Annotated in this window: 21 protein-coding genes and 1 other RNA gene; 3 read left to right on the top strand and 19 right to left on the bottom strand. The window is 66.7% G+C overall.

Going from position 1 to position 25740, the window contains the following annotated elements; all coding sequences use genetic code 11:
• Positions 1 to 4: 4 nt before the first annotated feature.
• The 9 genes from greA to hrcA all read right to left on the bottom strand — a co-directional run bounded on the left by greA (position 5) and on the right by hrcA (position 13054).
• The gene (gene greA, locus ACE3T8_RS02655) at positions 5 to 481 is read right to left on the bottom strand and encodes a transcription elongation factor GreA (RefSeq protein WP_374606584.1); all 477 of its coding nucleotides are present in this window, start codon (positions 479 to 481) and stop codon (positions 5 to 7) included.
• Positions 481 to 3720: a carbamoyl-phosphate synthase large subunit gene (carB, locus tag ACE3T8_RS02650; RefSeq protein ID WP_374606583.1), complete on the bottom strand. Its 3240-nt coding sequence runs from the start codon at positions 3718 to 3720 to the stop codon at positions 481 to 483. Before carB ends, greA begins: the two co-directional genes overlap by 1 nt.
• Positions 3720 to 4865: a glutamine-hydrolyzing carbamoyl-phosphate synthase small subunit gene (carA, locus tag ACE3T8_RS02645; protein WP_374606582.1), complete on the bottom strand. Its 1146-nt coding sequence runs from the start codon at positions 4863 to 4865 to the stop codon at positions 3720 to 3722. The genes carB and carA overlap by 1 nt, the downstream gene beginning before the upstream one ends.
• Before the next feature lie 173 nt (positions 4866 to 5038).
• Positions 5039 to 5749, bottom strand: coding sequence for a 4-hydroxy-tetrahydrodipicolinate reductase (locus tag ACE3T8_RS02640; RefSeq protein WP_374606581.1), 711 nt, complete (start codon positions 5747 to 5749; stop codon positions 5039 to 5041).
• A 52-nt stretch (positions 5750 to 5801) separates the two neighbouring features.
• Complete coding sequence (locus ACE3T8_RS02635; protein WP_374606580.1) at positions 5802 to 8027, bottom strand: DUF1631 family protein; 2226 nt, start codon at positions 8025 to 8027, stop codon at positions 5802 to 5804.
• 116 nt (positions 8028 to 8143) lie between these two features.
• Complete coding sequence (gene dnaJ, locus ACE3T8_RS02630; RefSeq protein WP_374606579.1) at positions 8144 to 9277, bottom strand: molecular chaperone DnaJ; 1134 nt, start codon at positions 9275 to 9277, stop codon at positions 8144 to 8146.
• 75 nt (positions 9278 to 9352) lie between these two features.
• On the bottom strand, positions 9353 to 11281 hold the full coding sequence (gene dnaK / locus ACE3T8_RS02625) for a molecular chaperone DnaK (protein WP_374606577.1): 1929 nt from the start codon (positions 11279 to 11281) through the stop codon (positions 9353 to 9355).
• A gap of 111 nt (positions 11282 to 11392) precedes the next feature.
• Positions 11393 to 11887, bottom strand: coding sequence for a nucleotide exchange factor GrpE (gene grpE, locus ACE3T8_RS02620; protein WP_374606575.1), 495 nt, complete (start codon positions 11885 to 11887; stop codon positions 11393 to 11395).
• Between the two features lie 105 nt (positions 11888 to 11992).
• Complete coding sequence (gene hrcA, locus ACE3T8_RS02615; protein WP_374606573.1) at positions 11993 to 13054, bottom strand: heat-inducible transcriptional repressor HrcA; 1062 nt, start codon at positions 13052 to 13054, stop codon at positions 11993 to 11995.
• A gap of 77 nt (positions 13055 to 13131) precedes the next feature.
• Here hrcA and recN point away from each other — a divergent pair, with 77 nt between their 5' ends.
• A complete protein-coding gene (gene recN / locus ACE3T8_RS02610; RefSeq protein WP_374606571.1) occupies positions 13132 to 14802 on the top strand; it encodes a DNA repair protein RecN in 1671 nt (556 codons plus the stop codon).
• On the opposite strand, the gene fur is transcribed toward recN, so the two are convergent.
• A complete protein-coding gene (fur, locus tag ACE3T8_RS02605; RefSeq protein WP_374352431.1) occupies positions 14786 to 15187 on the bottom strand; it encodes a ferric iron uptake transcriptional regulator in 402 nt (133 codons plus the stop codon). The two genes, recN and fur, sit on opposite strands and share 17 nt — an antisense overlap.
• A 140-nt stretch (positions 15188 to 15327) precedes the next feature.
• Between fur and ACE3T8_RS02600 the strand changes: the two genes are divergently transcribed.
• On the top strand, positions 15328 to 15714 hold the full coding sequence (locus ACE3T8_RS02600; RefSeq protein WP_374606569.1) for an outer membrane protein assembly factor BamE: 387 nt from the start codon (positions 15328 to 15330) through the stop codon (positions 15712 to 15714).
• Positions 15715 to 15722: 8 nt separating this feature from the next.
• Here the strand turns inward: ACE3T8_RS02600 and ACE3T8_RS02595 are convergent, their stop codons facing one another.
• Together ACE3T8_RS02595 and ACE3T8_RS02590 are read right to left on the bottom strand one after the other, a co-directional pair.
• The gene (locus tag ACE3T8_RS02595; protein ID WP_374606567.1) at positions 15723 to 15995 is read right to left on the bottom strand and encodes an RnfH family protein; all 273 of its coding nucleotides are present in this window, start codon (positions 15993 to 15995) and stop codon (positions 15723 to 15725) included.
• Complete coding sequence (locus tag ACE3T8_RS02590) at positions 15995 to 16426, bottom strand: type II toxin-antitoxin system RatA family toxin (protein ID WP_374606566.1); 432 nt, start codon at positions 16424 to 16426, stop codon at positions 15995 to 15997. Before ACE3T8_RS02590 ends, ACE3T8_RS02595 begins: the two co-directional genes overlap by 1 nt.
• Positions 16427 to 16485: 59 nt before the next feature.
• On the opposite strand from ACE3T8_RS02590, the gene smpB reads away from it, so the two are divergent.
• Complete coding sequence (smpB, locus tag ACE3T8_RS02585) at positions 16486 to 16980, top strand: SsrA-binding protein SmpB (protein ID WP_374606564.1); 495 nt, start codon at positions 16486 to 16488, stop codon at positions 16978 to 16980.
• Between the two features lie 154 nt (positions 16981 to 17134).
• Here the strand turns inward: smpB and ACE3T8_RS02580 are convergent, their stop codons facing one another.
• From ACE3T8_RS02580 to rplI, 7 genes are all read right to left on the bottom strand, one after another.
• On the bottom strand, positions 17135 to 19351 hold the full coding sequence (locus ACE3T8_RS02580) for a CHASE domain-containing protein (protein ID WP_374606563.1): 2217 nt from the start codon (positions 19349 to 19351) through the stop codon (positions 17135 to 17137).
• 83 nt (positions 19352 to 19434) lie between these two features.
• Positions 19435 to 19789, bottom strand: a transfer-messenger RNA (tmRNA) gene (gene ssrA / locus ACE3T8_RS02575).
• 85 nt (positions 19790 to 19874) lie between these two features.
• A complete protein-coding gene (locus ACE3T8_RS02570; RefSeq protein ID WP_374606562.1) occupies positions 19875 to 20552 on the bottom strand; it encodes an OmpA family protein in 678 nt (225 codons plus the stop codon).
• Between the two features lie 105 nt (positions 20553 to 20657).
• Complete coding sequence (locus tag ACE3T8_RS02565; RefSeq protein WP_374606560.1) at positions 20658 to 22160, bottom strand: wax ester/triacylglycerol synthase family O-acyltransferase; 1503 nt, start codon at positions 22158 to 22160, stop codon at positions 20658 to 20660.
• A gap of 52 nt (positions 22161 to 22212) precedes the next feature.
• Complete coding sequence (alr, locus tag ACE3T8_RS02560) at positions 22213 to 23352, bottom strand: alanine racemase (RefSeq protein WP_374606559.1); 1140 nt, start codon at positions 23350 to 23352, stop codon at positions 22213 to 22215.
• A 221-nt stretch (positions 23353 to 23573) separates the two neighbouring features.
• On the bottom strand, positions 23574 to 24986 hold the full coding sequence (locus ACE3T8_RS02555; RefSeq protein WP_374606557.1) for a replicative DNA helicase: 1413 nt from the start codon (positions 24984 to 24986) through the stop codon (positions 23574 to 23576).
• Positions 24987 to 25191: 205 nt separating this feature from the next.
• Positions 25192 to 25647, bottom strand: coding sequence for a 50S ribosomal protein L9 (gene rplI, locus ACE3T8_RS02550; RefSeq protein WP_374606555.1), 456 nt, complete (start codon positions 25645 to 25647; stop codon positions 25192 to 25194).
• Positions 25648 to 25740: the final 93 nt, after the last annotated feature.

The following is a 25740-nucleotide window of genomic DNA, read 5'->3' as shown; positions in this document are numbered from 1 at the left end:
GGGCTCAGCCCAGGTACTTGACCGAGACGATCTCGTATTCGCGGGTGCCGCCCGGCGCCTCGATGGTGATCGCGTCGCCCTCGTGCTTGCCGATGATCGCGCGCGCGACCGGCGAGGAAATCGCGATCAGGCCCTGCTTGATGTCGGCTTCGAGGTCGCCCACGATCTGGTAGGTCTTCTGCTCGTCAGTGTCGACGTCGGCCAGTTCCACGGTGGCGCCGAACACCACCTTGTCGCCCGCCGACAGCGTGGCGATGTCGATCACCTGTGCGTGCGAGAGTTCGCCCTCCAGGTGCTTGATGCGGCCCTCGATGAAGCCTTGCTGCTCGCGGGCGGCGTGGTACTCGGCATTTTCCTTGAGGTCGCCATGCGCGCGGGCCTCGGCGATCGCGGCGATCACTTCCGGCCGCTTGACCGACTTCAGCTCCTCGAGCTCGGCACGCAGGCGGACGGCGCCTTTCGCGGTGATGGGTAAGCGCATCAGGGCAATTCCTTGTGCAGTTCCTGCAGCGAGAGCACGTCGCCCGCGCCGCGGTGGTCCAGCGAGTGCAGCAACGCACTCGCGCCGGACACGGTGGTGGAATAGGTGACGCGCTGCTGCAGCGCCTCGCGCCGGATCGAGAACGAGTCGGCGATCGCCTGCCGGCCCTCGGTCGTGTTGATGATGTAGCAGATCTCGCCGTTCTTGATCAGGTCGACGATGTGCGGGCGGCCCTCGATCACCTTGTTCACGCGCGCGCACTCGATGCCGGCGGCGCCGAGGTAGTCGGCCGTGCCTTCGGTGGCGACCAGGCTGAAGCCCTTGTCCAGCATGTACCTCGCCACCGGTACGACCCGTGCCTTGTCGGGATCGCGCACCGAGATGAAGGCCTTGCCTGGCTGCGGCGCCTTGATGTTGGCGGCTTCCTCGGCGCGCGCGAACGCGGCCTCGAAGCTGCGGCCCACGCCCATCACCTCACCGGTGGAGCGCATCTCCGGGCCGAGGATCGGATCCACGTTCTGGAACTTCGCGAACGGGAACACCGCTTCCTTGACCGAGTAATAGCCAGGAATGATCTCCTTCGTCGCACCCTGCTCCGCCAGGGTCATGCCGGCCATGCAGCGCGCCGCGATCTTGGCCAGCGGCTGGCCGATCGCCTTCGACACGAACGGCACCGTGCGGCTGGCGCGCGGATTCACTTCCAGCAGGAAGATGGTGTCTTCGCCGGCTTCGTTGGCCTGCACCGCGAACTGGGTGTTCATCAGGCCGATCACGTTGAGCGCCTTGGCCAGTTGCACCACCTGCACGCGCAGGCGCGCCTGGGTGTCGGCGGACAGCGAGTACGGCGGCAGCGAGCAGGACGAGTCGCCGGAATGCACGCCGGCCTCCTCGATGTGCTCCATGACGCCGCCGACCAGCACGTTGCCCTCGCGGTCGGCGATCACGTCGATGTCGACCTCGACGGCATTGTCGAGGAAGCGGTCCAGCAGCACCGGCGAATCGTGCGAGACCTTCACCGCTTCGCGCATGTAGCGGGCCAGGTCCGCATCGGCATGCACCACTTCCATCGCGCGCCCGCCGAGCACGTAGCTCGGGCGCACCACCAGCGGATAGCCGATCTCGCGCGCATGCGCCAGCGCTTCGTCGGCGCTGCGCGCGGTGCGGTTCGGCGGCTGCTTCAGGCCCAGTTGCTCCACCAGCTTCTGGAAGCGCTCGCGGTCTTCGGCCAGGTCGATCGAATCCGGCGAGGTACCGATGATCGGCACGCCATTCGCTTCCAGCGCCTTCGCCAGTTTCAGCGGGGTCTGCCCGCCGTACTGCACGATCACGCCGAACGGTTTCTCCAGCTCCACGATCTCCAGCACGTCTTCCAGCGTCAGCGGCTCGAAGTAGAGGCGGTCGGACGTGTCGTAGTCGGTCGACACGGTTTCCGGGTTGCAGTTGACCATGATGGTCTCGAACCCGTCATCGCGCAGCGCGAGCGCGGCGTGCACGCAGCAGTAGTCGAACTCGATGCCCTGGCCGATGCGGTTGGGGCCGCCACCCAGCACCATGATCTTGCGACGTTCGCTCGGGTTGGCCTCGCACTCGTCCTCGTAGGTCGAATAGAGGTAGGCGGTCGTCGTCGCGAATTCGGCCGCGCAGCTGTCCACGCGCTTGTACACCGGGCGCACATTGAACGCCTTGCGCAGGGCACGCACCGCCGATTCGCTGGTGCGCGCCAGCTGGGCGATGCGCGCGTCCGAGAAACCCATGCGCTTCAGCGCGCGCAGGCGGCGCTTGTCCAGCCCGTCCAGGCCGCGATGGACCACGTCGACTTCGGCGTCGATCAGTTCCTCGATCTGGTCGAGGAACCACGGATCGACGAACGACAGGGCGTGCACCTCCTCGACCGACATGCCGGCGCGGAAGGCATCGGCCAGGTGGAAGATGCGCTCCGGACCCGGCTCCTTCAATTCGCGACGCAATTTGACCAGATCGTCTTCGTCCACCAGGTCCAGGCCGGTCGGGTCGAGTCCGATCTTGCCGGTCTCCAGCCCGCGCAGCGCCTTCTGCAGCGATTCCTGGAAGCAGCGGCCGAACGCCATCACCTCGCCCACCGACTTCATCTGGGTGGTCAGGCGTGCGTCGGCGGCCGGGAATTTCTCGAAGGCGAAGCGCGGGATCTTGGTGACAACGTAGTCGATCGCCGGCTCGAAGCTGGCCGGGGTCAGGCCGCCGGTGATCTCGTTCTTGAGTTCGTCCAGCGTGTAGCCGACCGCGAGCTTGGCCGCGACCTTGGCGATCGGGAAACCGGTCGCCTTCGACGCCAGCGCCGACGAACGCGACACGCGCGGGTTCATCTCGATGACCACCACGCGACCGGTCTGCGCATTGATGCCGAACTGCACGTTGCTGCCGCCGGTGTCCACGCCGATCTTGCGCAGTACCGCGATGGAGGCATCGCGCAATCGCTGGTATTCCTTGTCGGTCAGGGTCTGCGCCGGTGCGACGGTGATGCTGTCGCCGGTGTGCACGCCCATCGGGTCGAGGTTCTCGATCGAGCAGACGATGATGCAGTTGTCCGCGGTGTCGCGGACCACCTCCATCTCGAATTCCTTCCAGCCCAGCACCGATTCCTCGACCAGCACTTCTGTGGTCGGCGACAGTTCGAGGCCGCGCTTGACGATCTCGATCAGTTCCTCGCGGTTGTAGGCGATGCCACCGCCGCTGCCGCCGAGGGTGAAGCTCGGGCGGATGATGGTCGGATAGCCGACACGAGTCTGGATATCCAGCGCCTGCTCCAGCGTGCGCGCGACTTCGGCCTTCGGGCATTCCAGCCCGATCTCCTTCATCGCCACCCGGAACAGTTCACGGTCCTCGGCCATGCGGATCGCGTCGCGCTTCGCGCCGATGAGCTCCACACCGTATTTTTCGAGCACGCCGTTGTCGGCCAGGTCCAGCGCGCAATTCAGTGCGGTCTGCCCGCCCATCGTCGGCAGCAGCGCGTCCGGGCGCTCCTTGGCGATGATCTTCTCGACCATCTGCCAGTTGATCGGCTCGATGTAGACGGCGTCGGCCATCTCCGGGTCGGTCATGATCGTGGCGGGGTTGGAATTCACCAGCACCACGCGGTACCCCTCGTCGCGCAGCGCCTTGCAGGCTTGCGCGCCGGAGTAATCGAACTCGCAGGCCTGGCCGATGACGATCGGGCCGGCACCGATGATCAGGATGGTCTTGAGGTCTGTGCGCTTCGGCATCAGTGCGTCTCCATGAGCGCGACGAATCGGTCGAACAGCGGCGCCACGTCGTGCGGGCCGGGCGAGGCTTCCGGATGCCCCTGAAAACTGAAGGCCGGGGCGTCGGTGAGTTCGATGCCCTGGTTGGTGCCGTCGAACAGCGACCGGTGGGTCACCCGCACATTCGCCGGCAGGCTGGCTTCATCCACCGCGAAGCCGTGGTTCTGCGAGGTGATCATCACTTTGCCGCCGCTCGCCCCGGTCAGGTCCTGCACCGGGTGGTTGGCGCCGTGGTGGCCATGCGTCATCTTCAATGTCTGCGCACCGGCGGCCAGCGCCAGCAACTGGTGGCCCAGGCAGATGCCGAAGGTCGGGATCCCGGCCGCGATGAAGTCGCGGATCGCCGCGATCGCGTAGTCGCAGGGCGCGGGGTCGCCCGGGCCATTCGACAGGAACACGCCATCCGGCTGCAGCGCCAGCACATCGGCGGCAGGCGTCTGTGCCGGCACCACGGTGACGTCGCAACCGCGCTCGGCCAGCATGCGCAGGATGTTGAGCTTCACCCCGAAGTCGTAGGCGACGACCTTGAACTTCGGTTCGGCGCGCACGAAGGCGTTGCTGTCCAGGTCCAACTGGCCGTCGCTCCACGCGTAGGCCGCCTGGGTACTGACCACCTTGGCCAGGTCCATGCCCTTCAAACCGGGGAACTTGCGCGCGGCTTCCACCGCCTTGTCGACATCGAGTTGTTCATCGGGAGACGCGCCCGCCATCAGCGCGCCGTTCTGCGAACCGCGGTCGCGCAGGATGCGGGTGAGCTTGCGGGTGTCGATGCCGGAAATCGCCACGATGCCGCGCGTGCGCAACCACTCCGGCAGCGCGATCTCGCTGCGCCAGCTGCTGGCACGGCGCGGCACGTCGCGCACGATCAGGCCGGCCGCCCAGACGCGGTCGGCTTCGTCATCCTGGGTGGTGCAGCCGGTGTTGCCGATGTGCGGGTAGGTCAAGGTCACCAGCTGCCGCGCGTACGACGGGTCGGTGAGGATTTCCTGGTAGCCGGTCATGGCGGTGTTGAACACCACTTCGCCCACGGACAGGCCGGCGGCGCCCACGGAAATGCCCTCGAAGACCGTTCCGTCTTCAAGCACGAGGATTGCGGGTATGTTCAAGAGTGTCGCCCTGCGAGAGGTTGCAGAAAAGCGCCGAAGCGGCTGTGCCGGTTCGGAGCGGAGGGGGTTCAGGCGAGCGGGAATTGTACCGGCATGTGCCTGCGGTCGCCAGCATCCTGATTCATCCGGGCACAACCGGATTCACCCCGCCGACGTCGCGCGGAGACTGCCCGTCAGAGCAAATCGGCGACCCGATAGCGCCCCGCATCCCGGCCCTTCAGCCGTGCCGCCACGTGCAGGGCGCCACGGGCGAAGATGTCGCGGTTGGTCGCGCGGTGGACGAGTTCGATCCGCTCACCGGCGGCGGTGAACTGCACCAGGTGTTCGCCGACGATGTCGCCGGCGCGGATCGAGGCGTAATGCGGGGTGGCACCACCCTGCCCGGCTGATGCACCCAGCGTCAGCGCGGTGCCCGAAGGCGCATCCCGCTTGCGGGCGTGGTGGGACTCCACAATGTCGCAGTCCCAACCCGGCAGGACGCGCGCGGCGCGTTCCACCAGGTCATGCAGGACGGCAACCCCCAGGCTGTAGTTGCTGGCCCATGCGAGCGGGATATGCGTCGCCGCATCGGCAAAGTCCGTTTCCTGCGCAGCCGACAAGCCGGTGGTGCCGGACACCAGCGCCGCGCCGCGGGCGAGGCACAGGCCGAGGATCGCGTCGAAGCCCTCGGGCAGGCTGAAGTCCACGGCGACATCGAACGCCGGCACGCCGGCAAGTTCGCTGGCGGCGAACTGCGGAATGCCATCGACGACGCGCGCACCGACCTTGCGCGAGACCGCGGCGACCACGGTGCAGCCGGTGTCTTCGTCGCGGCAAAGGCGTTGCAGGCTCTGGCCCATGCGCCCGTTGGCACCATGGACCAGCAATCGAACCGGATTCGTCATGCCTGCAGGCTAGCGGGCAGGCCCGGCCACGACAAGCCGGGTGCACGTTGCACTACAACTGGGTGGCGGCGCTCTTGAGGCGATCGGCGACCTGGTGCATCGCGTTGTCGAACACGCTGTCGCCTTCGCGCAGGCTGACCTTGCCGAGCTTGGCCATCGCCGCCAGTTCCTCGGCCGAAGCCACCAGCACGCGGATGCCGCGGCGGTTGACCAGCAACAAGCGCGACGAAATCGGACTGATCCACGACACCTTGGCGGGCTCCACCCGATCCGCCGATGTCGCCAGTTGCAGCCAGCTTCCCACCTGCAGCTTGCGCATGCGATCCAGCATCGCACCTTCGAAATCCAGGTGATCGTTGCCGGCCACCACTTCGAGCTGCGGCTCGGGTTCGACTGCCTTCGGTTCCGGCAGGATGACCTGCTCGGGCATGTGGTTGGGGTTGTCCGCGGCGCGCTCGCCCGAGCACAAGCGCACCAGCGCATCCTGCAGGGAGTCGATCGCCAGTTGCGCGGCATCGCCGGTGCAACCGGAACTCGACAGGATCAACTCGAACTGGCCGCGTGGCAGCGCGGGCAATTCCTCGATGGGGCTGCGAACCTCGGCGTAGTCGAACGCAAGCAGCAGGCGATCGACGGCCTGGATCGCCTGTTCGTGGCGCAGCGAGCCGTGACCGTCGCGCAGCATCACCTGGGTCAGGTGATGGGACACATGGCGGCCAATGAATTCTTCCATGACAAGCGGCAACTCGCGCTCGCCGCGATGCTGCATCAGTTCGGCGGCGACCGCGCTGCGGGCCAAGTCGAGGCGCTCGCGGCCACGCTGCGCTTCGGTGGCACGCTTCTCTGCAAGCTCGAAGCGCTTGCGGTGCTGCGCCATGTACGAGCGGAGTTCCTGCTCCAGCGTCTCGAAGATCGCCACGTCCTCGTTGAACTCGGCGACCAGGCGATCGATCGTGTAGTCGACGCGGTTGAGCAACGCCTGTTCCTGCGGCGCATCGCCGTGGTTGCCTTCGCAAGCCTCCGCCACCGTGTTCAACAGGCGGCGCGCGGGATGCTCCTTCAACAGGAACATGCGCCGGTCCTTGACCGCGACCTTGACGTAGGGCACCAGCATGCGACCGATCTTGCGGCGGATGTTGGCATCGAACTGCGGGCCGTCGAGCAGCACGTCGAACAGCAGCGCGACCAGGTCGACCGCGTCCTCGTCCAGTCCGTCCAGGTGCAGGTTGTCGCCAGCCACGCCCAGCTTGCGCGCGTTCTGCGCGACTTCCTGGCGCAATTGTTCGGCCAGCGTGCGATGGTTGCCGCCATGCTCGCGCGGAGGCAGCGGCGCGTTCGGCATGTCCTGCTGCATCAGCGACAGGATCGACATCAACTCGCTGGATCCCAGCTTGGTCACCGGCGCTTGCGTCGCACCGGGCTGTCCCTGCCCACCGTCGGCATCGGCCTGGTTGCCGCCCATCGCCGTGCGCCAGCCCTGCAACAGGCCCAACAGGTTGCCGAACATGGCCTGGTCGACCGCACTCACCTGCGCCGGCAACTGCACCTGCCCATGCGGTGCAACGGGCGCATGCGGATCCTGCGCCTGCGCACCGGCGGGACCGGGCACCTGCTGCGAAACCTTCACGGTTGCACGCAACTCGGGCAGCACGCCGGCGGCGATCATCAGGGTATTGGCGCGCTCGTAGGCGGCACCCAGCACCGCGCCAAGCTCGCGCTCGAAGAACTTGAACACCACGATGCGGACGCCGGCTTCCAGTTCCGACTGGGCCAGCGCGGTACGCAACGCGGCGGCCAGGAACGCGGGGGCCAGCGGATTGTCCTGGGCCTGCAGGTCTTCGCGGCCAGCGACGTGTGCGATGCGCTTGCTCGCCATCTCCACGCCGGGCCCATGCAGGCGCACCAGCGCATCGCCCAGTTGCTCCACCGCGAGTTGCTCTTCCAGTTCCTGCTCGGACAGCAGGCTGAGGTCGGACGAACGACCATCGACCGGGAACCATTCGCTGGCGCTGCGCAGGTTGCGGAAACCCGCCTGCACCACCTCTTCATAGCGCCGTGCGATCTGCCCGCGCTGGCGGCGCAATTCGCGCAGCGCCATCAGGCCGAACTCCTCGTCTCCCTGCTGGCTTCGGTCGAATATGAAGTCGTCGACCTTGCCCAAGGCACGGTCGAGCGCCGGCAGCACCCGCTCCAGCATCTGCTTCTGCAGGCTGTCGAGGAGCCGGCCCCGGTCGGGCGGGGTCTGGTTGGGGATCTCCGTGGGGGTACGGAAGGACATGGGGCCCTGAAAGGGGGATTGAGCCATTGGTCAGGCTACGCGGGTTTGCACCACATGTCGCTGTCGCCCTTCGGTTTTGCCGATTGCGCCACAGTTTTTCCGACCATGCGCACGTTTCAGGAGACCATGCGGTCCCAGAACCCTTTCACGCCATCCAGGAAGGTGCTGGATTTCGGCGAATGCCGACGCGCGTTTTCACCGGTGAAGGTGGCCTCGAACCGTTCCAGCAGTTCGCGCTGTTCGGCGGTGAGGTTGACCGGCGTCTCGACCACCACCTTGCAATACAGGTCGCCGGGGTGCCTGCTGCGCACCGATTTCACGCCCTTGTCTCGCAAGCGAAACACCTTGCCGGTCTGGGTCTCGACGGGAATGCGCAGCTCCACCTCGCCACCGAGGGTCGGCACGCGCACGGCATCGCCGAGCGCCGCCTGCGAAATGCGGATCGGGACCTCGCAATGCAGGTCGTCGCCATCGCGGGCGAAGATGTCATGCGGGCGCACCCGCACCTCGACGTAAAGATCGCCAGCGGGCGCGCCGGCTGGGCCCGCCTCGCCCTCGCCCGCCAGGCGGATGCGGTCGCCGTTGTCCACGCCGGCGGGGATCTTCACCGACAGCGTCTTCTCGTCCTCGACGCGGCCGTTACCGTCGCAATGCGGGCATGGATTCGGGATGGTCTTGCCGGTCCCGCTGCAGTGCGGACACGGCGCCTGCATCTGGAACGGCCCGCGCTGCATCCGCACCTGGCCACGGCCATGGCAGGTGGCGCAGGTTTCGACCTTGCCGTCCGCCGAACCGCTGCCCTTGCAGGGTTCGCAATTGGCGAGGGTGGGGATCTCGATGCGTTTCTCGACGCCGGCCACGGCGTCCTCGAGGTCGAGTTCCATCACGTAACCGATGTCGGCACCGCGGCGCGAACCCTGCTGGCGCGCGCCGCCACCGAAGATATTGCCGAAGATGTCGCCGAAGATGTCGCCCATGTCGGCGCCGCCGAAGCCCGGCCCGGCATTGCCGCCGCCCATCCCGTGCTCGAACGCGGAATGACCGTGCTGGTCGTAAATGCGGCGCTTGCCGCCGTCGCTCAGCACTTCATAGGCTTCCTTGCACTCCTTGAACGCCGCTTCCGCGCTGGCGTCGCCGGGGTTGCGGTCGGGATGGTGTTTCATCGCGCAGCGGCGATAGGCCTTCTTCAGGTCTTCATCACTGGCATTGCGGGCCACGCCCAACACTTCGTAGTAGTCGCGCTTGCTCATCGATCCTGCCTACATCCTTCACGGCGACGGGCAGACCACTGGCCTGCCCGTCGCGTTGTCCCACCGCTTGCGCGATCAGGCCTTGTTGTTGTCGTCCTTGACTTCGGTGAACTCGGCGTCAACCACGTCGTCGCCGGCCGACGAGCCTTGGCCTGCCGCATCGCCAGCCGCACCCGGCTGCCCGGACGCTGCCGCCGCAGCGAACAATGCCTGGCCCGCCTCTTCCAGCGCCTTGGCCTTGGCATCGATCTGGCCCTTGTCGTCGCCCTTCATCGCCGTCTCGAGCTCGGCGATTGCGCCTTCGGCACGGCCGATCACGTCGCCCGGGACCTTGTCGCCGTTGTCCTTGATCGCGGTGCGGGTGGCGTGGATCAGGCCGTCGGCCTGGTTGCGCGCGGTGACCAGCTCATGGAAGCGCTTGTCTTCCTCGCGGTTGGCCTCCGCGTCCTGGACCATCCGCTGGATCTCGTCGTCGCTCAGGCCGGAACCGGCCTTGATCTCGACCTTCTGCTCCTTGCCGGTCTTCTTGTCCTTGGCCGACACGTGCAGGATGCCGTTGGCATCGATGTCGAACGCGACTTCCACCTGCGGCATGCCGCGCGGCGCAGCATCGATGCCGGTCAGGTCGAACTTGGCCAGCGACTTGTTGTAGCGGGCCTGCTCGCGCTCGCCCTGCAGCACGTGCACGGTGACCGCGGACTGGTTGTCCTCGGCGGTGCTGAACGTCTGCGCGGCCTTGGTCGGGATGGTGGTGTTCTTCTCGATGATCTTGGTGAACACGCCACCCAGGGTCTCGATGCCCAGCGACAGCGGGGTCACGTCGAGCAGCAGCACGTCCTTGACGTCGCCCTGCAGCACCCCGCCCTGGATCGCGGCGCCGATGGCCACCGCTTCGTCCGGGTTCACGTCCTTCTTCGGCTCCTTGCCGAAGAACTCGGTCACCGCCTGCTGCACGCGCGGCATGCGGGTCTGGCCACCGACCAGGATCACCTCGCCGATGTCGCTGGCGCGCAGGCCGGCATCGTTCAGGGCGATGCGGCACGGTTCGATGGTCTTCTTCACCAGGTCATCGACCAGCGCTTCCAGCTTGGAGCGGGTCAGCTTGATGTTCAGGTGCTTCGGGCCGGTCGCATCGGCGGTCACGTACGGCAGGTTGACGTCGGTCTGCTGCGAAGACGACAGCTCGATCTTGGCGCGCTCGGCCGCGTCCTTCAGGCGCTGCAGGGCCAGCGGATCCTTGCGCAGGTCGATGCCCTGCTCCTTCTGGAACTCTTCCACGAGGTAGTCGATGACGCGCTTGTCGAAGTCCTCGCCGCCGAGGAAGGTATCGCCGTTGGTGGCCAGAACCTCGAACTGCTTCTCGCCGTCGACATTCGCGATCTCGATGATCGAGACGTCGAAGGTGCCGCCGCCGAGGTCGTACACGGCAATCTTGCGATCGCTCTTGTCGCCCTTGTCCATGCCGTAGGCCAGCGCGGCCGCGGTCGGCTCGTTGATGATGCGCTTGACGTCGAGGCCGGCGATGCGGCCGGCATCCTTGGTCGCCTGGCGCTGGCTGTCGTTGAAGTAGGCCGGCACGGTGATCACGGCTTCGGTGACCGATTCGCCCAGGTAGGCCTCGGCGGTCTTCTTCATCTTCTCCAGCACCTTGGCAGAGACTTCCTGCGGCGCCAGCTTCTTGCCGTCGACCAGCGACACCCAGGCATCGCCGTTCTCGTGCGCCGTGATGGCGTACGGCACCAGGCCCAGGTCCTTCTGCACTTCCGCGTCGCTGAACTTGCGGCCGATCAGGCGCTTCACCGCGTAGAAGGTGTTCTTCGGATTGGTCACGGCCTGGCGCTTGGCGGACGCGCCGACCAGCACCTCATTGTCCTTGGACCATGCGACCACCGACGGGGTGGTGCGGTCGCCCTCGCTGTTCTCGATGACCTTGGCCTTGCCGCCTTCCATGATGGCGACGCAGGAGTTGGTGGTGCCCAGGTCGATGCCGATGATCTTGCCCATTAGTCTTTCCTCTTGGATCCGGATGTCGGGGGCGCCATGCGCCGATGACTGCGATGTGGGGTTGTGGCGCGCGGCTTCAAGAGCCCCGCACCACGCAATTCAGCTGCTGCCTCAGGACGCGACCACGACGAGCGCCGGGCGCAGCAAACGGCCGTTGAGCAGATAGCCCTTCTGGAACACCTGCGCCACGTGGTCCGCCGCCACGCCGGGGGCCTGCATCTGGCTGATCGCCTGGTGATGCTCGGGATTGAACGCCTCCCCGGTCGGGTCCAGCACGACCAGGCCGTTCTCGCCGGCCACCTTCAGCAACTGTTTGAAGGTCATTTCCAGGCCATCGCGGAGCGGACTTGGCTCGCTGCCAGCCGCGGCCAGGCCGGCATCCAGGCTGTCGAACACCGGCAACAGGTCGCCGAGCAGGCGCTCGTTGGCGAACTTGCGGGCATTGTCGATCTCGCGGGCGATGCGCTTGCGCTGGTTCTCGAGGTCGGCGCGCTCCAGCAGCGATTGCGCCTTCAGCTGCTCGAGCTCGCCGCGCAGCGCTTCGAGTTCATCGTCCTGCGGCATCTCGCCGGCCACGTCGTTCACGTCCTGGATCGGATCCTGCATGTTGGTTCCCGTGCTTGATGTGCGGCCTCCGCCGCGCCCGGCATGGTGATGGGGCTTCACCGAAACGGATTCAAGGTGGGATGCGGATGGGCCGGGCGTGCCGGATCAGGGCGGTGCGTCGAGCGCCGCCCCGAGGATGGCCGCGGTGGCTTCGACCACCGGGATCACCCGCTCGTAGGCCATCCGGCTGGGGCCGATCACGCCCAGCACGCCCAATACCCGGCCGTCGCGGCCATAGGGCGCGGTCACCAGCGACATGCCCTCCAGCGGCGCGATCCCGGTTTCCTCGCCGATAAACACCCGCATCCCCGGTGCCTTGGCGGTGCGCTCCAGCAACTGCAGCAGTTCGCGCTTCTCGGCGAACGCCTCGAACAAGGCCCGCAGGCGGTCGAGGTCGTTGAGGTCCTGCAGGCCCATCAACCGGGTCTGCCCGGCCACCAGCATGCCGTCGAAGGCGGCGTCCTCGCGGGCGGGTGCGAATGCCTGCTCGGCCAGGTCGAGCGATGTCGCCAGCAGGCGCTCCATCTCGCTGCGCGCATCGCGCAGGTCGCGCAGCAGCACGGCCCGGATCTGCGCCAGCGGCTGCCCGGCGAAATGCGCATTGAGGTAGTTCGCGGTCTGCTCCAGCTCCGACGGGTCGAAGGCACGCCGCACCTGCACCACCCGGTTCTGCACCTCGCCATCGGCGAACACCACGATCGCCAGCACGCGCTGCGGATCCAGCGCGACGAACTCGATCTGGCGGAAGGCGAATCCCTCCCGCTTCGGCACGCTGACCATGCCGGCGAAACGGGTCATCGCCGACAACAACTCGGAGGTATTCCCCAGCAAGGCCTGGGTGCCGGCACCGACCGGCAGCTCGCTGCGCAGGCGCTGCAACTCGGCATCGCCCAAGGGCTTGACCTGCAGCAGCGAATCGACGAACAGCCGATACCCCTGCGCGGTCGGGATGCGTCCGGCGGAACTGTGCGGCGCCGCCAGCAGGCCGGCCTCTTCCATCGAGGCCAGGATGTTGCGGATCGTGGCCGGGCTGACGTCCAGCCCCGAATGGCGGGCCAGGGTCTGCGAGCCGACCGGCTCGCCATCGCGCACATGCCGGGCCACCAGCGTGCGCAGCAACTGGCGCGCACGCGGGTCGCTGGCGATGTCGGCGGGATGGCGGCTCATGCGCTGGTTGTATGCGCGCCGCCCTTGTCATGCAAGCGCTACCGGAACGCCCCCGCAGGCAGGCACAATGCGCGCCGATGCTGAGCCGCCTGTCCATCCGCGATTTCGCCGTGGTCGCCCATGCCGAGCTGGCCTTCGGGCGCGGCCTGACCGTGGTATCGGGCGAAACCGGTGCCGGCAAGTCTTTGCTGGTCGATGCGCTGGGCTTCCTCGGTGGCGCGCGTGCGGATGCCGGCGCCGTGCGCCATGGTGCGCAACGCGCCGAATTGGCCGCCGAATTCAGCCTGGTGGATTGCCCCGCCGCCATCGACTGGCTGCGCGAAGCCGAACTCGACGACGAAGACGCCTGCCAGCTGCGCCGCACCCTGCGTGCGGATGGTGGCTCGCGCGCGTGGATCAATGGCCGCCCGGTGCCGATGGCGCAACTGGCGGAACTGGCCGCCCTGCTGGTCGAAATCCATGGCCAGCACGAGCAGCAGGCCCTGCTGTCGCGCGCGCACCAGACCCGCCTGCTCGATGCGCATGCACGCCACCCGGCCCTGCTCGAAGCCGTGCGCAGCAACGCGATCCAATGGAAGGCGCTGCACGAGGAACGCGCCGCCCTGCTCGCCCGCGGCGACGTCGGCGAACGGCAGGCCTGGCTGCGCCACCAGTTGCAGGAACTCGATGCCGAAGCCCTTGCGCCCGAGGCGTTGGCGGAACTGGATGCCAGCCATCGCCGGCAAGCCCATGCGGCCTCGTTGATCTCGACCTGCGAACAGGCGCTCGAACAACTGGGTGGCGACCACGCTATCGCCGCGCAATTGCACCATCTTCGCGGCAGCTTGCAGCGCGAAATCGCGCACGAGCCGCGCCTCGGCGAGGTCGATGCCCTGCTGGACTCGGCCGCGATCCAGCTGGACGAAGCCTTCGCCCTGCTGGAACGCATCCGCGACGACCTTGACCTGGATCCGGACGCGCTGGATGCGTTGGAGCGCCGCCTGGCACGCGTGCAGGACCTCGCACGCAAGCACCGGGTCTCACCCGAGGGATTGGCCGCGCATCGTGATGCATTGGCGCGCGAACTCGACACCCTTGCCGATGCCGACGAACGCCTGCAACGGATCGAACGCGACATCGCCCAGGCGCATGCCGCATGGCGCATGTCGGCCGCGGAGCTCAGCGCCTCGCGGCGAAAGGCCGGCGACGCACTTGGCGAGTCGGTCGCCGCGCTGATCGCCGAACTGGGCATGGAAGGTGGGCGGTTCGAGGTGCAACTGGAAGACAGCGACAGCGACACGCCGGATCCACAGGGTGCCGAGCGCGCGGACTTCCTGGTCTCGGCCAACGCCGGGCAACCGCCGCGCCCGTTGCGCAAGGTCGCCTCCGGCGGCGAGCTGTCGCGGATCTCGCTGGCGATCGAAGTCGCCACGCTGGGCCTCGACGCCGTGCCCACGATGGTCTTCGACGAAGTCGACTCCGGCATCGGTGGTGCAGTTGCCGCGGCGGTGGGCGCGAAGTTGCGTGCACTCGGTGCGCCGCGTCAGGTGTTGTGCGTGACCCACCAGCCGCAGGTCGCCGCGGCCGGGCATGCGCACTACCGGGTCAGCAAGGCCGCCACGGACGGCATGACCCAGTCCTCGGTCGCCATGCTCGATACCGACGGCCGCACCGATGAAATCGCGCGGATGCTGGGTGGTGCCGAAGTCACCGACGAAGCACGCGCCGCGGCCAAGCGATTGCTCGAAGCTTCTAGCGCTTCTTCCTGACGTACAAGACGAGGGCGTGATCCTCGATCTCGTAACCATGCGCGGCGGCGATCTGCCGTTGCAGTTCCTCGATCTCGTCGCTGTGGAACTCGACCACCTTGCCGGTGTCGACGTCGACCATGTGGTCGTGGTGTTCGCCGCGGTCGAGTTCGTAGACGGCATGGCCGCCCTCGAAGTTGTGCTTGAGCACCAGCCCCGCCGATTCGAATTGGGTCAGTACCCGGTAGATCGTGGCCAGCCCGATTTCCTCGCCATCGCCCAGCAATTGCCGGTAGATGTCCTCGGCGGTCATGTGCCGCGGCTTGGTCTGCTCCAGCAGTTCCAGGATCCGCATGCGCGGATGGGTGACCTTGAGGCCTGCCTTGCGTAAGTCCTGCGATTCCATCGGCCCTCCGGGCATGGTTCGTCGATCGCCAACGTCGGGTGAATGCAGCGCCCTGCACCGCTCCGGCAGTGCCGCCGCGAATGCCGTCGCAGCGGGCTTGGAGTGTATCATCGGTGTTTCCGCCACTCGCCCCCGCCTCCATGCGCAAGCTGCTCGTCATCGTCCTCGTGGTCCTGTTCGCCAGCGGTTGCGGCGTGCTTTACCGGCAGCCGATCTACCAGGGCAACTTGCTCGACAAGGCGGCGGTGGACCAGTTGCAGGAAGGCATGGACAAGCGCCAGGTGATGACCCTGCTGGGCACGCCGTCGATCCAGGATCCGTTCCACCAGGAACGCTGGGATTACGTTGCCAGCCGCAAGACAGGCCGCAGCGGCCCCACTGAAGTCAAGAACATGACCTTGTGGTTCGCCAACGGCAGCCTGTCGAAGTGGGAAGGCGAATATTTCCCCGAACAAGATTCCGAACTCGCCAAGACCATGTCCAGATTCGGCAACCTCGCGAAGGACAAGAAGAAGGGCGGCCGCTGAGAGGAGCTTCAGCGGCCTGATTTCAGTGGCCGCCGCTCTGCCCGCAAGCGTCGCGCCTGCTTGGGATCTGCCTGCAGGGCACGCAGCAATTCCACCCGATCACCCTCGTGGAGGATCGTGTCTGCGGCGGCAGCCACGCCGAACACCGCCAGCGCGGTGAATTCCGCGTCCAGCGTCCAGCCGGCGGCATCCAACGCCATCGCCACCGTCGTTCCCTCGCTGATCTCCAGCGTCCGGGATTCGTGGCGATGCGGCCATGCGCGCAGCACTTCGACGCGCATCAGCTGCCGCTCTTGTCGGCCTCGCGCACGAAGTCGTCGACCATGCGATCGGCCAGGCCCTGCATGCCCAGCGACAGCGCCGGCCCCAGCAGCCGGTTCTGCGGTTCGAATTCCAGACGCAGGCTGACCTTGCAGGCGGATTCATCGAGCGCGTGGAACTGCCAGCGGCCGTCGAGGCGGCGGAACGGGCCATCACGCAAGGCCATGTCGATGTGGTGCGGTGGCGACAGCGTGTTTTCGGTCGTGAACCAGGTGTGGAAACCACCGAGCCCCAGGTCCAGGCGCGCGACAAGGCGATCGTCGCCCTGCTCCAGCACCTGTGCCTCGCGACACCAGTCGAAACGCCGCGGATAGGCGGCGACATCGTTGACCAGCGCGAACATGCGCGCGGCGGCATGTTCGACCAGGGCACTGCGCAGGATGACCGGCATCGCGACTCCGACGGAGCCGATACGCCGCGACGTGGGCGGATATCGGCGAGAATGGCGGGATGAACAAGAAGACGGGCAAGGATAAGCCAAACGGCGGCGGCACCATCGCGCTGAACAAGCGCGCGCGCCACGACTACCATTTCGAACAGAAATTCGAAGCCGGCCTGTCGCTGCAGGGCTGGGAACTGAAATCGATCCGCGCGGGCCGCGCCAATCTCACCGATGGCTACGCGGTGGTGCTGCAAGGCGAACTGTTCCTGGTCGGCGCGCAGATCACCCCGCTGATCCAGGCGTCCACGCATGTGGTCGCCGACGACCGGCGTTCGCGCAAGCTGCTGCTGCATCGCCACGAGATCGACGAGTTGATCGGCCGGGTGCAGCGAGACGGTTATACCCTGATCCCCACCGCGCTGTACTGGAAGGGCAACAAGGTGAAGATGGAACTGGCGCTGGCGCGCGGCAAGCAGAACCACGACAAGCGCGAGGCCAGCAAGGAACGCGACTGGAACCGCGAAAAGCAGCGGGTGATGCGCCAGCACAACAAGGATGCGTGAGGTTTCCGGCATCGCCGGAAACATCCCCAAGATGCGCAAGCGAATCATGGGCCCCACTGCATGCTTCCGTCCCCCGTTCGCGCCCTTGGCGCGAATCCACCGCCAACCTGGGGGCTTCCAAGGCGGAGCTTGCCGACTCACAGGATGACGATGGTCATTCCGGGTCGATTGCCGATGGAAGGTGCGTCCCCAACCTGAAACGGAAGGCGGCCCCCTGCCCCGGGCGGCCTTCCGCCCGGATCTCGCCGCCGTGGCGCTCGATGATGCGCTTGACCGAGGCCAGCCCGATGCCGTGCCCGGGGAATTCATCCTGGCTGTGGAGGCGCTGGAACGGCTTGAACAGCTTGCCGGCGTAGTCGGGATCGAAGCCGGCGCCGTTGTCGCGCACCACGAACCACGGGCGCTGATCGTCGCCCATCTCGCTGCTGAATTCGATGCGCGCATCGTCGCGATCGCGGGTGAACTTCCAGGCATTGCCCAGCAGGTTTTCCAGCAGGTTCTGCAGCAGCGTGCGATCGCCCTGCGCACGCATGCCGGGCTCGATGCGCAGGTCGATGGCGCGCCCGGGATCGGCATCTGCAAGCCCGGCGACCACATCCTCCGCCAGCGCGCTCATGTCGACATCGGCCACCTCGGGTTCGGCACGACCGATCCGCGCCAGCTTGAGCAGGGCATCGATCAGTTCGCCCATCCGCGCCGTGCCCCTGCGCACGCGCTCCAGATAATCGCGCCCGGTGGCATCCAGCCCCTGTGCGTGGCGCTCGCCCAGCATCCGGCTGAAGCCTTCGATCCCGCGCAGCGGCGCGCGCAGGTCGTGGGACACGCTATAGGCGAAGGATTCGAGTTCGCGGTTGGCCTCGCTGAGTTCGCGCGTGCGCGCGGCGACGCGCGCCTCCAGGGTGCGGTTGAGCGCCTGCACCGCCGCTTCCGCGCGGACACGCTCGGTCACGTCCTCGACCTGCACCAGCCGGGACACGTCGATGCCCGGCTCGTTCGGCACGGGAGCGAAGGTCAGGTGCACGTGGCGCACCTCGCCATCGCCTCGACGCAAGGTGCGGGTCAGCCGGATCACCCCACCCGATTCGTCGAGCACCTCCATCTGCGAGGTCACCAGCGGCTGGGTATCGCCTTCGTCGAGGAATTCGTTGAGCGAATGTCCCTGCAGCACATCCTCGCTGCGGCCGAAGATGCGGCCGAAGGCGGGATTGTTCTCGACGATCGCACCGTTCGAATCCAGCAAGGCCTTGCCGATCGCGGAATACTGCATGGCATTGCGGAAACGCTGTTCGCTGCGGCGATAGCTCTGGGTCATGTCCGCGGCGATGCGACGCGCCCGTGCTTCGGTCGAGGCCAGCATCCAGGTCATCGCGAACAGCAACAGCGACGCGGCAAGCCCGGCCAGCAGCAGTTTGTCCAGGGCCGCCAGTTGCGGCGCAGCGCTCTCGGTCGGTCCGGAGAAGAAATCGAAACGCCATCGCCGTCCGTAGAACTGCATGGCCAGGCTGTGGGTGAATGCATGGCCGCTGTCGTCGATCCCCGGATCCTGGTGGAGGACCGCGTGGCCGCCATCGGTGGTATCGACCACGCGCAGCATCGTCCGCGTCTGCGCCGGGCGCAATGCCGATCGCAACATCGCCCCGATGCGGAACGGCGCATACACCCAACCGCGCATCGACGCCCGCCGCAGCTGCGGGGAATCGGCAGCTTCCAGCCCGGCGTAGACCGGCATGTACAGCACCAGCGAATATTCTGGATTCGCCACGTCGCGCATCAGCACCAGCCGGCCACTCAGTTGCGATCGACCGCTGTGCATGGCCGCGTGCATCGCACTTCGGCGGGTCGCCTCCGAATACATGTCGAACCCCACCGCGCCGCGGTTCTCCGGCGATTGCGGTTCCATGTAGAGGATCGGCCCGTAGTGTTCGCGATGGCCGCGCGGGCGGATTTCCAGCAGGCCACGGCCGTCCTCGCGCCATGCTTCCTGCAGGCGGGTCAGCTCGCGTCCGTCCACGTAGACCGCGTAGCCCAGCCCGAGCACGTACGGGAAGCGCGATTGCACCCGCAAGCCATCCACGTAACCGCGCCATTGCTCGGGCGTGGGCTGGTCGACCGCCGCGAACAGGGACGCGCCCCCACGCAAGGTGACCTCGATGTTGTTGAGGTGCATCTGCACCAGTGACGCCTGCTGCCCGGCGATGCCGCGGAATTGCTCGGATGCCAGCCGCAACTCACGCTGCCGCGCATGATCCCACGCTACCAGCACGAACAGCACCGACACCACCAGCACCAGGATCGCAAACGGGTAGCCATAACGCATGCGGCGCAGTGCATGCGGTGCGTCGGCTGGATGCGGGACTTGCGGCGATGCCATCGCCCCAGCATACCGGGTCGATCGCGGCACACGTCGACGCCGGAAACACATCGGGCCGCTTGCGCGGCCCGATGCGGTGGAGATGGTGGAGGTGGGCGGAATCGAACCGCCGTCCGAAGGAACTCCATGCCCGGCACTACATGCTTAGCTCACCGTTTGGTCTCGGCCTGCGACAACACGGTGTGCGAAGCACGCCGCAGGACACACCCGCTTGAGTTAAGCCACTGGTTGGCGGGTCGCCGCCAGGGCCGGTTCCGTGATAATGACCCTACATCCACGAGCACGGGCACAAGTGGGTTCGGGGCTTACGCCTTAAGCGGCGAGAGCGTAGACGTCGTCGTTGGCGTCTGGGTTTTTGCAGCTGGATTAACGAGGAAAGCTACCCCCTCGGCATGCGCCGTGCGATTTCGCTGCCCCCGTCGAAGCCAGTGCACCCCCGGGTAACGTCGTTGTCGCCGACTGGATCAGTATAGGGGCACGAGCCGCTTTCACAAGCTCGCGCCCCACGTACCGTGCAGTGCGATCAACCCTGCAGCGGCAGCAGGCGGATCTCGACGCGGCGATTCAGTGCGCGGCCCTGCTCGGTGTCGTTGCTGGCGATCGGGTAGCGCTTGCCCATGCCAACCACTTCGAAGCGCTCGCGTTGCAGGCCCTGGCCGACGAGGTAGCTGGAGACCGAATTCGCACGGCGCTCCGACAGGGTCTGGTTGGCGGCATCGGAACCGATGCTGTCGGTGTGCCCACTCACTTCCACGATGGTCTGGTTGTACTCGCGCAGGGTGTTGGCGATGGTGTTGAGCGCCGGGTAGAACTGCGGCTTGATGTCGTACTTGGCGAAGTCGAAGGTGACGCCATCAGGCAGATTGAGCTTGATGACGTCGCCGTCGCGGGTGACATCGACGCCGGTGCCCGCGGTGGCGCGGCGCAGCTCGGCTTCCTGGCGATCTTGATAGGCCCCCACTGCGCCGCCCGCCAACGCCCCAACGCCCACGCCGACCATCGCGCGCTGGCGGCGTTCGACCGCGTTGCCACCGCTCAGCAGCCCGGCCGCCGCGCCGATTGCCGCGCCGATCAGGGCACCGTTGCGGGTGCGATTGGGATCGTTCGGGTCGTTGGTCTGGCCGGTGTAGGTCGCGCAGCCGGAGGTGAAGGCAGCCAGAGTGGCGGCGAGTGCAGCAACTTTCAAAGTCTGGGTATTCATGCGCGTCGAAGCTCCGTGGGTACGTTTGTCGTCCAGGGCAAATCCTGAATGCGGCCACAGGCTAGGCCGGCAAACGTAGCCGGCAGGTGAACGCTGCCGGCACCGTTAAGCCGGCGTTGACTCTTCCAGCAACGCGGTGGCGCTGTCCGCATCCAGGGGATGCTCCCAGCCTCCCATCAGGGACAGGTAGAGCAACTTCTCGAATTCCGCACCGAAGCGCCGGACGACCGCATCCGGATCCGGGATCAGGCGCGCATCGGTCACCAGGCCGAAATGCACCTGCCCGCGGTAGCTGAGGATCGACAAACCCAAGCCGATCGACCCTGTCTGCGGTACCCAGAACATGATGTCGCGCAGCATGCAGCCGGCCAGGTAGAGCGGCTGCTGCGGGCCGGGCACATTGGTCGCCACCGCGCTCGCCTTGCGGCTGAACATCTCCAGTGCGACTTCCTGCAACTGCGGCGGCGCCAGTCCGAGTGCCGCCAAAAGACCATATGCAACAATGGCTTGCCGTGAACTCTTCAGCTGATTCATGCACTCCGCGACCCGCTCCAGGCGCCGTAGCGGGTTGTCCTCACCGACCGGCAGGTCGAGGAACACCAGGCCGAAGTGATTGCCGAGTTTCTTGGCATGTTCCAGCGGGCGCAGGTTCACCGGCACGGTGGCGCGCAGGGTCATGCCGTCGAGGTTTTCCCCGCGATCCAGCATGTAGCCGCGCAAGGCACCGGCCGCGGCGGCCATCAGCACGTCGTTGACCGTGCAGTCGCAGGCGCGCCCCACCGCCTTCACTTCCTCCAGGTCCAGCGGCTCGGCCCAGGCCACGCGCTTGCTCACGCCCAATCGACCACGCAACAGCGACGGCGGATCGTCCGGCAGGGCCAACGCGGTGACCAGCTCGCGTGCGAGTTCACCACCTTCCTTCGCAATCAGGCCAGCCAGGGTGGGATCGCGATACATCGCCATCCCCTGCTCCAGTACCTTGCCGCCCAGCTTCATGTACTTGTCGACGGCACCGACGCGGCGCGCCACCGGCGCCGCATCCTGCTTCAGCCACGCCTTGTCGAGGCGGCTGGCCTGCGAGGACTCACGGCTGGTGTCGGTCAGCGACAGCAGCACTTGCACCAGCGCGATGCCGTCGGCATAGCAATGATGGATACGCGAGACGATCGCGGAACCGCCCTGGTAGCGCTCGATCAGATGGAACTGCCAGAGCGGCTTGGTCGGATCCAGCGGGCTGGAGGCCAACTGGCTGACGAAACGCTCCAGCGCTTTTTTCTCCGCTGCGGGATTGCTCTTGCCGGGCAATCCGGAGATGCGCACGTGCCAATCGAGGTCGAAGTCGGCGTCCTCCACCCATTGCGCACCCGTCGCGCCGTCCACCGGCTTCTGCCGGAAGCGCGCATACGAGAGGAACCGCTGCTGGACCACCCGCTTCAGCTGCACCAAGCTCATCGGCTCGGCGAACATCATCACGCCGGTGATCATCATCGGGTTGGTCGGCCGCTCCATCCGCAGCCAGGCGGTGTCGACCCGCGACATCGGCTCGCGCTTCAGTCGCCTGCCGTGCCCTTCATTCGGGCGTTCCGCGCGCAGTTTCGACGTGGCCATCCGTTCCTCCCCAGGATCATCGGCCGAGTGAATCACGCGCCGTGGTGGACGGTCAACGCGAGTCCGCGCCACCGATGTACTCGCGCGGGATGCGCTCGTTGAGGCCGGTCAGGATCTCGTAGGGGATCGTGCCCGCGCGCTCGGCCAGCGCTTCGGTGCTGATGCCGGCATCGCCCTGGCGACCGATCAGCACGACTTCGTCCTCGTTATACGCCGAGCCCTCCGGCCCGATGTCGACCATGAACTGGTCCATGCACACGCGGCCGACCAGCGGATGCGGTTGTCCATGCAGCAGCACCTGCCCGCGCGACGACAATGCGCGCGGATAGCCATCGCCATACCCCACCGGAACGGTGACGATGCGGGTGTCCACCGCAGGCTGCCAGGTCGCGCCGTAGCTGACCGGATTGCCGGCCTGGACCACCTTGAAGAACACCACCCGTGAGACCAGCGACAACGCGGGACGCACAGGAACGGTCGGCAGCGAGGCAGGATCCGGCAGCACGCCATACAGGACGATGCCAGGGCGGACGATGTCCAGCCAGGTCTCCCGAAAATTCAGCACCCCACCGGAATTGGCAAGGTGGCGCAGCGGCATCGGCGCACCGATCCGCTCGAAATGCGCGCAGGCTTCGTTGAAGCGCTCCAGTTGCAGCGCCGTCATCGGCGACGCCGGATCGTCCGCGCAGGCCAGGTGCGAATAGATGCCCTTGAGCGTGCACCAGGGCGAGGCCACCGCGGCCTCGATGAACGGCCCGGCGCAGTAGCTGTGCACGCCGATCCGTTCCATCCCGGTGTCGATCTTCAGGTGGATGGTCGCCTTGCGGCCCATCGCCTGCGCGGTGGCTTCGACCTGGCGCAGCTTGTCCTGCGACGACACGGTGATTTCGAGGTCGTGCTCCAGGAACTGCGCAACCTGCGGCCCGAAGATGCCGCCCAGCACCAGGATCGGCGTGGTGATGCCCGCGCGGCGCAGCGCGATGCCTTCCTCGACGAAGGCGACCCCCAACTGATCGACGCCCTGTGCCTGCAGGTGGCGGGCCACCGGCACCAGCCCATGGCCGTACGCATTGGCCTTGACGATGGCCATCACTGGCACGCCGACGCGGGTGCGGATGGCCTGCAGGTTGTGGCCGATCGCATCGAGGTCGACGACGATCCGGCTGGGACGCTGGCTGGCGATTTCGCTCATGCGGCTATTCGACCATATCCGGATCGCCACGTCGGCGCAGTCGGATGTTCAAGCAACGGCTTCGGGAAGTTGGAGGCTCGCACCGAAGTCCGCCCCCGTGGGTGGGATTCGCCGCTTAGGCTTCGCATCCGGCTACGATGCGCGGGCGCGCGCCATCCATGGCGCGCTCGAACCCTGCCCACGGGGGCGGACTTCGGTGCGATGCTGGATCCCGGTTTGCCTTACTCGAAACTCCCCACCATATCGTGGGCCAGGTTGTCGAAGCGGGTGTACTCGCCGAAGAACTTGAGCTTGAACGAACCGGTCGGTCCGTTTCGCTGCTTGCCGATGATGATCTCGGCCAGGCCCTTGTCAGGTGAATTTTCCTTGTTGTAGTACTCGTCGCGGTAGATGAACACGATCACGTCGGCGTCCTGCTCGATCGCACCGGACTCGCGCAGGTCGGCCATCACCGGACGCTTGTCGGTGCGGGTTTCCAGCGAGCGGTTGAGCTGCGACAGCGCGATCACCGGCACGTTGAGCTCCTTCGCCAGGCCCTTGAGCGAGCGGCTGATCTCGGAAATCTCGGTGGCGCGGTTCTCGCTGTTGCCCGGCACCGCCATCAGCTGCAGGTAGTCGATCACGATCAGGCCGAGGTCGTGCTCGCGCTTGAGCCGGCGCGACTTGGCGCGGAGCACGTCGGGCGACAGGGCCGGGGTGTCGTCGATGAAGATCTTGACCCCGTTCATCTGCGCGATCGCGCCGGTCACGCGGCTCCAGTCCTCGTCCTCCAGCTGGCCGGTGCGCAGGCGCGTGGCATTGACCCGCCCCAGCGAGGAAATCAGGCGCAGCGCGAGCTGCGAGGCCGACATTTCCATCGAGAACACCGCCACCGCCTTCTTCGACTTCAACGCGCCATATTCGGCAATGTTCAGTGCGAAGGTGGTCTTGCCCATCGCCGGGCGCGCGGCCAGGATCAGCAGGTCGGTGGGCTGCAGGCCCGCGGTCATCTCGTCGAACTCGGTGTAGCCGGTGGGCAACCCGGTCACGCCACTGCCGTTCTCCGCGCGCTTCTGCAGCACGTCGAAGGCCTCGATCAGGGCGCTGCGCACCGGGGTGAAGTCCTGGCGGCCACGCCCGTGCCCCTCGGCGATGGCGAAGACTTCCTGCTCCGCCTTGGCCAGCAGCTCGGCGGAATCGCGGCCTTCCGGCTGGAAGCCGTCGTTGACGATGCCGGTGCCGACATCGATCAGCTTCCGCTGGATCGCCTTGTCGCGCACGATGTCCGCGTACGCCTTGATGTTCGCGGCGCTGGGCGTGCTGGCCGCCAGTTCTACCAGGTAGGCGCCACCCGCGACCTGCTCGGCCTTGCCCTGCGAGTCGAACCAGTCGCCCACCGTGACCGCATCACAGGGCTGGTTCTTCTCCACCAGTTCGCGGATCGCGCGATAAATCAGCTGGTGGTCGCGACGATAGAAATCGTCCTCGACCAGTTGATCCGCGACGCGGTCGAAGGCGTTCGGATCGAGCATCAGGCCACCCAGCACCGCCTGCTCGGCCTCCAGCGACTGCGGGGGCACCCGCAGGTGCTCGATCATGGCGTCGTTGCGGGTATGGAAACTGGCGTCGGGGCGGGAGCCCGGTCGTGCGCTCATCGGCTGAAAGGCTCCGGAATACGGCCCGTCATCGCGGACCGCCTTGTTCTTGTTCGAGGCAGGCATCGTAGGGTGGTTCCCGCCACGGGCGTTGCAGACAAGTCGTGGGACATCCTGTGGATAACCCATCTCAGCAGCCGCGATCCGGCGAAACGAAAACGGGCGCCCTGCGGCGCCCGTCTCGACAACATCCCGATGGACGGGATTACGCCGCGTCCGGCACCACGATGACCTTCAGGCTCGACTCGACGTCGGCATGCAGGTGCACCAGCACTTCGAACTCGCCGGTGTGGCGGATCGGGCCTTCGCCCATCACCACTTCCGACTTGCCGACGGTCACGCCCAGCTGCTTGGTGGCGGCTTCGGCGATCTCGCGCGGGCCGACCGAGCCGTACAGCTTGCCTTCGGTCGACGCGTTCGCGCTGATGGTCACGCTGGCATCGGCCAGCTTGGCCTGGCGCGCGGACGCGCCGTCCAGGGTGGCCTGGGCCTTGGCTTCGTAGTCGGCGCGCTTGGCTTCGAACTCGGCCAGGTTGGCGGCGGTGGCCGGCACGGCCTTGCCCTGCGGCACCAGGAAATTGCGGCCGTAGCCCGGCTTGACGCTGACCTTGTCGCCAAGGTTGCCGAGGTTCACGACTTTCTGCAGGAGAATCAGTTGCATTTCAGTGCTCCGTATTCGTTAGCGGCACGGATCGCGCGCCGCAACGGTTGCTGTCCGAATGGACGGTGTTTGTGCGACGACCGTCGATTGCAC

This window comes from Thermomonas sp., from assembly GCF_041919455.1.
Classification (GTDB): Bacteria; Pseudomonadota; Gammaproteobacteria; order Xanthomonadales; family Xanthomonadaceae; genus Thermomonas.
This window is presented reverse-complemented; position numbering and strand designations above follow the sequence as displayed.